Annotated in this window: 15 protein-coding genes; 13 read left to right on the forward strand and 2 right to left on the reverse strand. The window is 25.7% G+C overall.

Translation table 11 applies throughout. The features are described from left to right. Positions 1 to 16 precede the first annotated feature (16 nt). From AC4PG3_RS03235 to AC4PG3_RS03290, 12 genes are all read left to right on the forward strand, one after another. Entirely contained in the window at positions 17 to 529 is a 513-nt protein-coding gene (locus tag AC4PG3_RS03235) for an RNA polymerase sigma factor (RefSeq protein WP_492197636.1), read from the forward strand. Positions 530 to 572: 43 nt separating this feature from the next. Then, positions 573 to 1,388 (forward strand): DUF4367 domain-containing protein, encoded by an 816-nt coding sequence (locus tag AC4PG3_RS03240; protein ID WP_492197637.1) that lies wholly within the window; start codon positions 573 to 575, stop codon positions 1,386 to 1,388. Between the two features lie 245 nt (positions 1,389 to 1,633). Further along, positions 1,634 to 2,146, forward strand: a complete 513-nt coding sequence (locus tag AC4PG3_RS03245; protein WP_492197638.1) for a C39 family peptidase — start codon at positions 1,634 to 1,636, stop codon at positions 2,144 to 2,146. 84 nt (positions 2,147 to 2,230) lie between these two features. Further along, the gene (locus AC4PG3_RS03250) at positions 2,231 to 3,412 is read left to right on the forward strand and encodes a hypothetical protein (protein ID WP_492197639.1); all 1,182 of its coding nucleotides are present in this window, start codon (positions 2,231 to 2,233) and stop codon (positions 3,410 to 3,412) included. Between the two features lie 60 nt (positions 3,413 to 3,472). Beyond that, positions 3,473 to 4,090, forward strand: a complete 618-nt coding sequence (locus AC4PG3_RS03255) for a hypothetical protein (RefSeq protein ID WP_492197640.1) — start codon at positions 3,473 to 3,475, stop codon at positions 4,088 to 4,090. 177 nt (positions 4,091 to 4,267) lie between these two features. After that, positions 4,268 to 4,618 carry an SH3 domain-containing protein gene (locus tag AC4PG3_RS03260; protein WP_492197641.1) on the forward strand — a complete coding sequence of 117 codons (351 nt, stop codon included), beginning with the start codon at positions 4,268 to 4,270 and terminating at the stop codon, positions 4,616 to 4,618. 168 nt (positions 4,619 to 4,786) lie between these two features. After that, complete coding sequence (locus AC4PG3_RS03265; protein WP_492197642.1) at positions 4,787 to 5,707, forward strand: LCP family protein; 921 nt, start codon at positions 4,787 to 4,789, stop codon at positions 5,705 to 5,707. 120 nt (positions 5,708 to 5,827) lie between these two features. After that, on the forward strand, positions 5,828 to 6,334 hold the full coding sequence (locus tag AC4PG3_RS03270; RefSeq protein ID WP_492197643.1) for a hypothetical protein: 507 nt from the start codon (positions 5,828 to 5,830) through the stop codon (positions 6,332 to 6,334). A 155-nt stretch (positions 6,335 to 6,489) separates the two neighbouring features. Then, a complete protein-coding gene (locus tag AC4PG3_RS03275; protein WP_492197644.1) occupies positions 6,490 to 7,371 on the forward strand; it encodes a hypothetical protein in 882 nt (293 codons plus the stop codon). Between the two features lie 38 nt (positions 7,372 to 7,409). Further along, positions 7,410 to 7,907 carry a hypothetical protein gene (locus AC4PG3_RS03280; RefSeq protein WP_492197645.1) on the forward strand — a complete coding sequence of 166 codons (498 nt, stop codon included), beginning with the start codon at positions 7,410 to 7,412 and terminating at the stop codon, positions 7,905 to 7,907. Positions 7,908 to 8,031: 124 nt separating this feature from the next. After that, a complete protein-coding gene (locus AC4PG3_RS03285) occupies positions 8,032 to 8,523 on the forward strand; it encodes a hypothetical protein (protein WP_492197646.1) in 492 nt (163 codons plus the stop codon). 76 nt (positions 8,524 to 8,599) lie between these two features. Beyond that, positions 8,600 to 9,265: a ComF family protein gene (locus AC4PG3_RS03290; RefSeq protein ID WP_492197647.1), complete on the forward strand. Its 666-nt coding sequence runs from the start codon at positions 8,600 to 8,602 to the stop codon at positions 9,263 to 9,265. A 6-nt stretch (positions 9,266 to 9,271) separates the two neighbouring features. Here the strand turns inward: AC4PG3_RS03290 and AC4PG3_RS03295 are convergent, their stop codons facing one another. After that, positions 9,272 to 10,177, reverse strand: coding sequence for a YihY/virulence factor BrkB family protein (locus AC4PG3_RS03295; RefSeq protein ID WP_492198192.1), 906 nt, complete (start codon positions 10,175 to 10,177; stop codon positions 9,272 to 9,274). A gap of 1 nt (position 10,178) precedes the next feature. Further along, positions 10,179 to 11,846: a hypothetical protein gene (locus tag AC4PG3_RS03300; RefSeq protein WP_492197648.1), complete on the reverse strand. Its 1,668-nt coding sequence runs from the start codon at positions 11,844 to 11,846 to the stop codon at positions 10,179 to 10,181. A gap of 307 nt (positions 11,847 to 12,153) precedes the next feature. On the opposite strand from AC4PG3_RS03300, the gene hpf reads away from it, so the two are divergent. Next, entirely contained in the window at positions 12,154 to 12,690 is a 537-nt protein-coding gene (gene hpf / locus AC4PG3_RS03305) for a ribosome hibernation-promoting factor, HPF/YfiA family (RefSeq protein WP_492197649.1), read from the forward strand. Positions 12,691 to 12,705 lie beyond the last annotated feature (15 nt).

A 12,705-nucleotide genomic window follows, 5' to 3' on the forward strand; every position in this document is an offset into this window, starting at 1 on the left:
TGGGAGGATACTTAATATGAAGAAGAGTGGTAATTATTCTAACAATAATTCTATATATAAAGATATTGCTAAAAAATACTATAGGGAGATATTTAATTACTGCTATGTAAAATTAAGATATAATAAGCAAGATGCTGAAGAATGTACACAAGAAACTTTTATGATACTTCTAATAAAATGGAAAAGCTTATCTAGTATAGATAACATTCGTGCTTGGCTCTATCGTACTTCTGATAATGTTATAAAAAACTATAATAGGAAAGCTAATAGACATAGGGATGAACTATCTCAATTTGATAATGCAGAATATGATATTAGTCTAAAATATGATGATGACTATTATGCTTTCGAATTGTTATCTATATTAAGTATAGAAGAACAACAATTAATTAAAGAATATTATTTAGATAAGTCAACAGCCAAAGAACTATCTAATAAATATCAAATCTCAGAAAGTGCTATATTTGTTAGGATACATAGAATAAAGATAAAACTAAAAAAAGTTATTAAAAAGGAAAACAATATGTAAGGTTTAGATATTTTGATGACATTACATATAAAGGGTGATTGAGATGAATAAGGAAAATATTTTAAAAGAAACATTAAATGATGATTCAATAAACTATTCTAAAGAAGATTTAGAACTTATTCTTGAAAATGAATTAGAGAAGTCATATTCGGATAGAGACTATGATTTGATTAATGAGATTACTGAGACTTTAATTATAATGGAAAATCAGGAAATAGATATTGATATAGACAATAGTATTAATGAGATTATAACTGAACATCATAGTAAAAAAAGAAAGTTTCAAAGGTTTTTACGAATGCCTGTCGCAGCAAGTCTAATACTTTTAGTACTTTTTGCTGTAAATACAATATCTATTTCAACCTTCAATATTGATTTGTTTGAAGAAATTGTAGAATTTGGGGAGGAACTTATAAGGTTTGATTTCAATGAATCTAAAAGTAATACCATAGAATTAGAGACATCAAATAAAGACCCATACGGACTTAGAGCTGAAATGGAAAAGATAGGTATGGTAGCTATGATTCCAAATTATATTCCAGAAGGTTTTGAATTAGAAAACTTAGAAACTGACGGTATAGAAGAAAATAGTTATGATTATTTATTATTAAATTATAATAACAAAAGAGAAATTTTAAATATTGATATTACACAATTTAAAGATCAAATTTCTAAAAATATTGGGATACCAAGTGACAAAGGCAATTTAGAAGAAATAAGAATAAATGGAATGAATATATTTATACTGTCAGAAGACGGATGGTATAGAAGTGTTTTTTCAAAAGATTTAGTAGTATATAATGTCTCCACTAATTTAGATTATGAAATATTTATAAAAATTCTAGAGTCATTTGAATAATAAAGTAAAAAACCTCCTAAAATTTGATAATTTTAAGAGGTTTTTTAAATAAATATAAAATATTTGTAAGGATTTTAGACTTTGTTGAAATTACATTAATGAAGGTGTAAATATAGAGTTTAAAATTCAAGGGGCGATTCCGATGGTAATATAAATGGATAAGATATAGTTACTATTTAATTTCCAAAATATAACAGGATAGGGATAAGGATTTTATATTTTGCAAGTAAGGGAAAGGTTAAGAGATGAGATCTTCAGCCTCTAGAAAACTAAATGTATCCTTAAGACAGCAACAAAGGAATAACTGGTGTGGTCCAGCTAGTGCTGAAATGACAATTTTATATGTTAATGGTAATAGTCCAAGTCAAAGTACGCTTGCTAATAATATGGGAACTGATGGTTCTGGCACCATAGTAGCAAATTTAACAAATGAATTAAATAAGTATACTAGCTATGGTTATACAACCACAAGTAAATCTAGTTATGTAAATGATTTAATTTATAGCATTGATAATGACAAACCCATGATAGCTCATGTTAGAGCTGGTGCACTTCCTCATTCTCCTGGGGCTGGAGCAGGTCATTATATTGTAAATACAGGATATCTTTGGGGAATGAGTGGGGCGACTAGTGAAGATGTTGTTTATTATAATGATCCACATCATAACAATGACTATTATGGTAAGTTTTCTTGTAGATGGGATCAAATGGTTAAAGCTATAAATGAACGTGCAGGTTTTTATATTAGAGGACTTTAACTTTTAGCATATTTAATATTATAGAGACTAATAATTATTAGTCTCTATAATATTAAAAAATTTCTAAAACTAGGAGGAGTCTATGTGAATAGACGTATACATATACATAAAATTAATGCAATGATTATTCTATTTACTATTCTTTTAATTTGTATTTCTTGTAAAAATATTGATATAGAGATTGGAGAAAATCAAGATAATATAAAAATAGAAGACGAAGTAATTGATACTAGCATAAAAGAGTTTGATATTTTAAGCATATTTCAAGAAAACAATATAGATATACTATATAAGTTTTATAATATTCTACTTATAGAAGACAATTTAATGTTTATAGCCATAGAAGACTATTTACCAGAAGATATTGATCCTATGGATGAACTAGGTCCAAGTGTCATCCATAATAATATAGTTGCTCTTGATTACAAAGCAGGTAACATTGAAAGAGTTATTAATTTAAAAGAAAAGATTTATTGTTTTGACTTAATAATAAAGGAGGAAAATGAAATTTTAATATCATATAAAATGGTTAATCTTAGAAAAGAAGATAAATCTTTAGAAGATGTATCATACTTTATAGGAAGTATTGATATTGAAGATAATATTAAAATTTTAGATACTTATGAAGGATTAAAATATATGCCTCCTAATTTCAATAAACTATCATCTGAAATATATTATACTAATCAAGAGAAGATAAATGGCAAATATATATGTGGAATAAATAAAATATATAATAATAAAATAATTGATATTATTGATTTTGAAGATGCTAATTATTTAAGTACAAAATTATTAGGAAATACAAATCTATTAATGGTTTTAGTGGAAAATAATTCTGCAGCATGTTTCTATGTTTTTAATGAAACAGGAATAATAGACAAAGTTTATTTAGAGCCATATGAAAAGATATTATCGTATAATATATTGGACGATGGAGTTATTGTGTCATATCAAAATGATAATAATGGAAAATCAGAGATAATGTTTATAAACTTTATAAATCATCAAAAAGATATTATAAGAAGCGCAGATACATATAGTATTGTCAGCAATGGTTCTAATCATTGTATATGCACAGATTATCTTTTTAATGTCTATAATATAAAAGTTGATAATGGTAAGATTATAATAAAAAAAATTGATACTATAAATCATATGAAGAATAGTGAAACAGATATTGTTATTTTATTTCCAAAAAATAACAATAATTATGGAGTATATTTGGAAGATGAATATTTGTATTTAGATTTAATTATTAAATGAAGTTCAAAATTAAAAAAGGTAAAATATAAAAAATCAGAAAAGAATATAGGAGATATTACTATGAAATTTTTAATGTTTTTTGTTGCAACTGTATTTATTTTACTAGTATATTCATGGACTAATCGAAATGATAAAGGTAGATATATAGCTTTAGGAACTATTATAGTACTTTTGATTATATCGTCTATTACAATCTATAAATATCAGAAGACTAAGTCTACTTTACATCAAGTAATGTATAATAATTATCGTGAATTTACATCTGCTCTTAATATAAATTACTCAGGTAATTCTGAATCAGAGAAAAATGAATATTTCAAGAGACAAATTGTGTTGTTATTAGATCAGATTATAGAATTTGATACAATTTCTGAAATTACACCTATGTCTTCCTTTTTTACTTCTGAATCTATGAGAGAAGTCTTTCCAGAGATTAAAGAAGCTATATACTCTATACATTTTAAAATAAAAGAAGAAGATTATTCTCTGGAACATAATATGATTGAAAGCCTATCTAAACATTTGAGTGATATAGGATTCATGCTAGGAGAACATGTGGATAGTTTGGGACATAATAACTGGGGTGTTTTAAGAGCTAGAATTGACTATGAAGAAAGTAAAATTGATAGGGTAAAAGAACTAGTAGATGAAATCAACCAAGTTTTAAATTCAAAGTAATAAACTAAAACCTCTTTTAAAATTATATAATTTTAAAAGAGGTTTTAAAATAAATATAAAATATTTGTAAGGATTTTATATTTTGGTGACATTACATTAATGAAGGGGATGATTCCAATGGTGAGATAAGATACTGATAAGAGTAAAACTAAGGAAGAGAGAAAGGAGAATTTATTTATGAAACAGGAAAATAAGAAACCAGTATTAATTTTGAGCTTAATAATGATTGTCTCAATCTTTTCTATAAGTGCAATAGCAGAAGAAGTGACTTTACCAAACATAAAAGAAGATGTTATGCCAGCGGCTGTTTATAAATGTGAAATAACAGAAAATGGAGTAAATATAAGATCTGGTCCAGGTTTAGAATATACAAGCTATGGACATTTAAATAAAGGGGATATTGTATATGAACATAGAGGTCCATTTGTAGATAGTGATGGTAGGGAATGGATGTATGTGCTACGTAATGATAATGGTAAATATGGATATGTAGCAAGAGAATTTTTGAGACAAGTCCCTGATTTTTAAGATAGAGTTTATTAAAAAATATTATCTATAATATTAGATGTAGTTGTAAAATTTAAAATAAGTAATAGAGATGTAACATTTTATATGTCCCTATATCTCTATTACTTATTATTTATTGATTAGATATTAAAATATAGTATTTTAAAAAGTTATAAAAGAGGGATACACATGAATAAAAAAATTTTAAAAGTTTTTATACTCTCAACTGTTATTTTTTCGACTTTTTATATACTTATAGGACATAAAATCTCTAATTTAGAAAGCTTTAGAGTAGAAAAAAATGTGTTTTATACTTCAGAAAAATTAAGTCGAGACAATAAAGATGGAGATCTTAAATTACTAAATAATGATGAAATTTTATTTTTAATAGCGGCGATTGATCATTATAACTTGTCAGATGTTCTAATGTTGTGCAAAGCTAATTTTAAAACGGGCGAAATTGATTTAATTTCAATTCCTAGAGATTCTAGAGTATATGTGGATGGAAAGCTAGATAAAATAAATCATGCTCATGGTAAAGGGGGAATTAATTTAACTCTTAAAACAATAAGTGATTTTTTAGATATAAAAATAGATAGATATGTGAGGGTTGACTTCAAAGCTGTAAAAAACATGGTAGATGCTATAGGTGGTGTAGATATCGATGTAAAAAGAAATATGCATCATGTAGATACAACAGTAGGAAAAGAGCTATTTATAAATATAAAAAAGGGGCAACAAGTTTTAGATGGAGATAAAGCATTAGAGTTCTTAAGGTTTCGTAGTTATCCAGACGGAGATGAGGGTAGGATAAAAGCTCAACAACAATTTATGGAGGAGTTTATTAAGCAAACATTACAGATTAAAAACATTGATAAATGGACAGATTTATTGGAGACTTATTATGGCTATGTAGATACTAATATACCTTTTACTGAGATAGCCAAAGGATTAAAAATGATTCTGAAATTGGATAAAGAGAAAGTTCAAATGCTAACTATACCTGGACAAGGAAGGTATATAGGGAATATAAGTTATTATATTGTTGATGAAGAAGGGACTAAAGATGTCATTGTAGAAATGTTGGGAGACTATTTACAATCTAAATAGTGATATTAGAAAACTTAAATTAGAGATTTAAAATATTTGTAAGGATTCTAGACTTTGGTGACATTACATTAATGAAGAGGTAAATATAAGAACTTAAAATTAAATGAAGGGGATGATTATTTGAAAAAGAGAAAGATTTGCATAACATTAGTGATGTTAATTTTACTATCTAGCTTTCCAGTATTTGGAGAGGGAAATAGCACAAAAAATATTTTAAAACCTACCGGAATTATTTCAGAAAATAAGAATCATGCAGAAGGAATAAACAATGAAGAAGTGACAGAACTTAAAAAAACAATTATTGATTCCACGAATTTAGATTTATATTTGGTTAGTGATGGAGATATAGCGATAGAAGCTTGGACAAGATGTATAGAAAAATCAAGTGTTGTTGGATTTAAAAAGATATCTCTTCAAAAATGGAATGGAAGCAAATGGGTTAATGTAATAACCCCTTGGGATGATTTAGAAAATAATATTCAGAAACATAATTTATCTTATCAAACTAAGGTAGATGGAGGATATTATTATAAGGTTTCACTATATCACTATGCTCAACAGGGAACAGGGCTATTTGCTAATAAAGAAGAAAGATTTAATGAGACAAGCTATATATGGGTTAATTAATAAAGAATTTATAAAAGGGAAGTGTATGGTGAAGTTTATTTTTATAGGATAGTATTTTAAAAATATGTTTATGACATAAGTACGATTAAGATATATAAATATTTGAATCAAATGATGGGTAGTATATTTTAGAGGCTTGTGAAAGGAGAATAATAATGAAAAATGCTAAAATTATTTGTATAATTATTGTTTTGTGTATTTTATTAACAAGTGTAAATATAGGTAGCATAAAAAGTTTTGCAGATAAAGCATATATAAGAGTTAAGGTAAATCCAAATAATATTAAGGAAGTCAATTCTGCAGTAGAAGCTTTTAAGCTGCACGAAGAAACTAAAAATAGCATTATAGAATTTTCCAAAAGTTGTATCAATGGGGAGATAAATTCTGAAGAATTATATATATATGTAGATACTCCGGATAAAACTAAAATTAATAATTTAGAAGTAGTTAATTTTTCCTCAATGAATTTAGATGAGATTAATAATTTTACAAATTCTAGAAGAACATATACAGGATATAAGGGTAGAACATATCAAGATGATATTTATGAAACCAAAATAAGCTCAAATTGGAACCTTATTTACGAAGGGAAAAATATATCAAAGTACTTTGATAGTACAATTTCTAATATAATTAGTTTAATTATTGATGGGAAAATAGACTTACAAACAAAGGGAATATGGAGTATCGGAAAAGTGATATTTAGCAAATTTAATGCTGATAAGATATCATCTAATACATCGATTAAACATGAGGCAAAACTTCAATCTAAAAAGGTTGAGAAATTTACTTATATTTTAGAACCCGATGGACAGTATTATTTAGGATGTAATACTGTTAGAGGAGATTACTATTTTAGAAATTATTTAGATGTACCTGGGGAAGAAGGGGTTGAAAGTAGTAGTCCAACATCATATTTTAAATCCGATTCATGGGATAAGGCTGATGAAAAAGCATGGCAATGGAGATATAACCCATGGCTTGAAAGTGCTAAAAGTGTAAAATATGGAGAAAAGACTTTTGTAATAGGGTATTAGTAGAATATTTTTAATTTAAATAATCAAAGAGGACAGATATGAAAATAAAAAAAATAATATTTCTAATTACCATATTGTTTGTTATGCTTATGTATTTGTTTACTATCCGAAATATAGAGGTTTTTGATTTTAAAGATGAGCAGATAATAGATTATCATATATCATATAGTTTTATAGATAAGGATTTTAAAGTTTATACATTAGAAGACAAACAAGTTTTCAACACTCTGATAAACAGAATAAAAAGAGAAGATTATGCAAAAGTAATTGAGCTGAGACCGAGAAATTCAACTAAATCATATACTACAAAGGGTTGGATTACAATTAGAGTCTGGATAAATGATGAAGGTGAATTTTTTTCTTATATATTTGATATTGATGGGAGTGGAAAAATAAATTATAAAAAACATAAGAACTATAAAGAAAAAAATGATATTAGAATTGCAGACAATAAAATAAAAATTGGTCTTTGGAACAATGAAGAAATTAAAAAGTTGTATAGTGATTTAAAGAATATAATTGAGGAAACTTTATAAATATCCTTGAAGTGTTTTAGGTACTAGTAGTATTTTGGCATGGGGACATTGATCAATTAATATATATTAAAACTGGCCGGGTTAATTAACCCGGTCAAAAAATATAGTAAGGTGGTTGCTTTATATGAACACAAAAACCAAAAGGATATTAATTTTATTGATTATAATAGCTGTAATTATTGGAATATATTATATTTCAACAAATACTGATAGAAGAAATAGAAAGTTTTTAAAAATATATGAATGGGAAGTTGAGGGAAAACCATATGTAAAAAAATACAGTTCAAAAGAAGATATAAAGGCTGTATTACAGGATATAGAGTGGATACTACAAGAAAATTCAGATTATGAAAAATTAATATCTATGTTATCAGAAATAGAAATAGAGTTTAATATTAAACCATATAGAAAATTAGAAATTTATCAATATAGCCTAAAACAAAAAAGTGGAGACAATCATATACTGGCATATATATGGAGGACTGATGGAGAAATAATATTATCATATGTTCAAAATACAGAAATACATCATAGAATTTGGTTCTGGCCAGTTAATTATGACTACGAAAAAATTAAAAGTGAAATCCCAGATTTAAAAGCGGATTATGCAAAATAAAATTAGCAGTAAAGTATTAATGTTATTATATATATGTTAATATGGTATCAAGATAATTGATGCTAAAGGAGTCCATATGGAATATATAAAAGCTTTTAACAATCTAATTTTTATGGGAAATAAAATGTGTCTCTTTTGTAAATGTGAAAATTTACATTTAAAAGACTTTATATGTGAGGATTGTAGAGATCATTTAGAAATAATAAATAGAAAAATAGAAATAGATTCTCCTTATATAGAGTTTGTGTACTATTCACTTATGTATAATAAAAAGATTAAAGAAGTGATAAAAGACTATAAATTTCATAAAAAGAGTTATCTATATAAGCCACTAGCAAAGCTTATGATAGATACTTTCAAATTTTATGATTTAAAAGATGAAGTAGATCTCATAGTATATGTACCTATGCATAGGAGAAAAGAAGCCATAAGAGGCTACAATCAATGTGAACTGCTGGCAAACTTTATAGGAAAGGAATTAGATATTCCCATATCTCACAATAATTTATATAAGACTAAAAACACCAAATCTCAAAATAAATTAGATAAAATTCATAGACTTGATAATTTAAAGGATTCCTTTAAATTAAAAAATCCAGAGGAGATAAGGGGTAAAAGAATATTACTAATTGATGATATTATAACTACAGGTTCCACTATGATAGAATGTGGAGAGGTTTTAAATAAAAATAAGGCAAGAAAAGTCATAGGTCTTGCCCTTACATCAAGTAAAAGAGTATAGAGTTGCTTAAATATAGTGTTTAAGCACGCTCTTATTTTTATGCCATTTCCATCCATATATTTTAAAATACTTTAGAGTTGCATTTATCTCTCCACCTAGGATTATTATTATAGAGCTTATAAACAGCCATATAAGTAGGAGGATAATCCCTACTAAACTACCATAGGTTATAGCATATCTGCCAAAATTATTTACATAATATGAAAATAATGTAGATATTATCATCCAACCAAGAGTTGTAAAAATTGCACCTGGTAGAGTTTCAGTTAGTTTAATACTACTTCTGTTTTTTATACAAGGACTATATTTATATAATAGAGCAAATATAAGTATCATATATAAAAGTGGTATTATAATTCTCATATATTCCCATAGGATTACAAAGATATTTTCAATACCCAAGAATGAAAATAACATATTGCCAAGTGCTTGACCAAATACTAAAGTTAAAAATACCATAGTAAGTAATATAAGTAGAGCTATAGTAAATAGCATAGATAGAAACTTTAATTTTAAAAAAGATCTCTCTTCTTTATAGCTATAAGCTCTATTTATAGCCTTCATAATAGCTTTTATTCCAGATGAAGCTGTCCAAATACCTAAAAATGCTGATACAGAAAGTAATTTTTGGCTACTACTTTGAGCTATATCATTTACAAAGCTATTTATTATATCTTGAGTTGCATTTGGTAGATAATAAATTATATTATCTAATACATTTTGATCTATCAAAGGAGTAAAGCTTACTATATTTAAAAAAAGAATTAAAAATGGAAACACAGACAATATGAGAAAATATGTCTGTTGAGATGCAACTGCGATTATTCCATCATCTGCAATCCTAAAAATAAGTTGGTCTAAAAATAAAGTTGGCTTATATTTAGTTAGGTCTTTTAAAAAATTATAAATAATATCACCTCTTTTTTAAACTTTCCAGATATATTAAATTTGATTTTTTATCTTCTGTATTTCTCTTTATAAAATAGTTTATTATAGATTTACCAAATGGTGTACTTGTACTGTTGTAATGTGGCGAATCTTCATATTTTATAATACTTAGTAAGTCTAATTGTTTAAATAAAGATTTAGAGATATTTAAATCTTTTGTTTTTAATAAAAAACTACTAAAATCTATATATTCACTATCAAATAGCTTGATAGACTTTAGATATTTATCTTCTATAAACTCTCCACTTAATACATATTTACATAGGATAGAATATTTTTCTTCATCTTTTAATCTGAAAAAGTAGTCTGTATTATCTGAAATAAATAAATTGTCTTCTTTTATCTTGATTAATTCTAAATTTAATGATATAAAATAAAACAATTCAATCAAGGGGTAATCTTGTTGATTTGGAGCCTTTGAGCTTGGAGTAGATTTAAGTCTTAAATTTTTATTTATATAGGATAAATGATCTCTACTTATAAATTTATTCTTTTTAGTAAGCTTTGGATTTGTCTCATCTATCATAGATAAGAAACTATCAAAATCTTTTAAAATAATCATCATATCATTATGAAAAAATTGAGATACAATATGAACTATATATGAATCTATATTAAAAATCATAGATTGAGATTTCATGTATTTTGTATACTTAAATCTGTCTTTACTTATATTTAAAATTTCTTTATAAGAGTCCTTATATCTTTTATCTATGGAATTTAAAAATCCTAAATATGATTTTAAAGTATCTACATAAGAATTAAATTCTTCTTTTGTAAGGATAAATCTATCATCCATAGATTCTTTTAAAAAATCTCTTAAATCTAGTAGGGCTAAGTCTTTAATGTGAATATTTTTTTCTTCTAATTTATATTCGTAAATATTCATTAAATTATTCATATGATTTTTTAAAATGTTTAGATTTGAATTAGAATTAGAAGATAAAAAGCTTTCGAATTCATCTAATTGGCTAAATAAAATATAATCTTCTTCATATTGAATATCTTCTACATCTAATAAGCTATTTTCATATATATTGTAGATATTTAAAGTATGAGTTTTTAAATAAGTTTTTATATCCATTTGTGGATAATTTTTCCTGATACTATTAAAATCTCTGAGTAAATTTTCCATAAAAATAGGTTTTACAGATATTGGTAGATAGTTTATATCTCCTATAAATTTATAGTTATCAAGAGTTTTTCCTACTCTTGATAGAAATATTTCTCCTTCTTTCATAAGTCCATTTAATTTTGGTTCCCATAATTTGTAGTTTAAATTATTTAGCAAATCCTTTACTATAATATATTCATTTTTAACTTTTGTTATTTCTAGAAGGCTTATAAATGAATTAGACTTTCCTCTTAATATATTTCTTTCTAACTGGTTTAAATTACTTGGTACTTTTTTTAAGAAGTTTTCAATTAGTCTTTCTCCTTCTTTATTTGCATAGTCCATAGTGAGCCAAGAATTAAAAGCTAGACGAGAACTTTCATCTTTAAAAAAGTTAAAGCTTTCATTTACCTCTCCATATAATTTGTGAATATCTATTAAAGAATCTATATAAACCAATAATTTATTAGTGGCATTTATTTCTATGTTTTGTACATCTTCATAGCTAATGTTTCCCATCATTTCCTCCTAAAGTAATAAATATAATTTTATTATATCCTACATTATACATGATAAATAATAAAAAAGCATTAAAAGTATAATGGTACACAAGTTTATACACAAGATAAATAAGTTATACACAATTGTCAACAGACTTATCAACATTATCCACAGGGTATGTATATAAGTATTAAAAACTATCAACAAAATATTAACAATATAGGTGGATAAACTTAGAAAAATATTTATATGTTTTAAATCCATACTTAGGTGGGTAATATAATAATAAATAGTATAAGTTGTTTATACGAAAGGAGTTGGGTTTATGAAAATGAACTATGCTGGAAAAAATATTGAGGTAACAGATGCGCTAAGAGATATAACAGAGAAAAAATTAGGGAAGCTAGATAAGTATTTTGACAAGGATATAGAGGGCAATACTACATTTAGCACAGAAAAAAATAGAAAAATTATAGAGGTAACCATAAACCTTCCTGGTACTATTATTAGAGCAGAAGAGTCTACTGATGATATGTATGCTTCAATTGACAAGGTTGTAGATGTACTTGAAAGACAAATTAGGAAATATAAGACAAAATTACAAGACAGGTATAAAAATAATCAGACAATTAGATTTGAAAATGTGATGCCAATGACTTCCAATGAGGGAGAAGATGATTCTCCTAGATTAGTTAAAACAAAAAAGTTTGGACTAAAACCTATGAAGTATGAAGAAGCAGTATTACAAATGGAATTACTTGGTCATAATTTCTTTGTATTTAGAGATGCTGATACAGAGGAAACTAATGTAGTATATAAGAGAAAAGATGGAAACTACGGATTAATAGAACCTATAAATTAAATAAAATTTAATTAA

This window comes from Tissierella sp. QWL-11, from assembly GCF_058683765.1.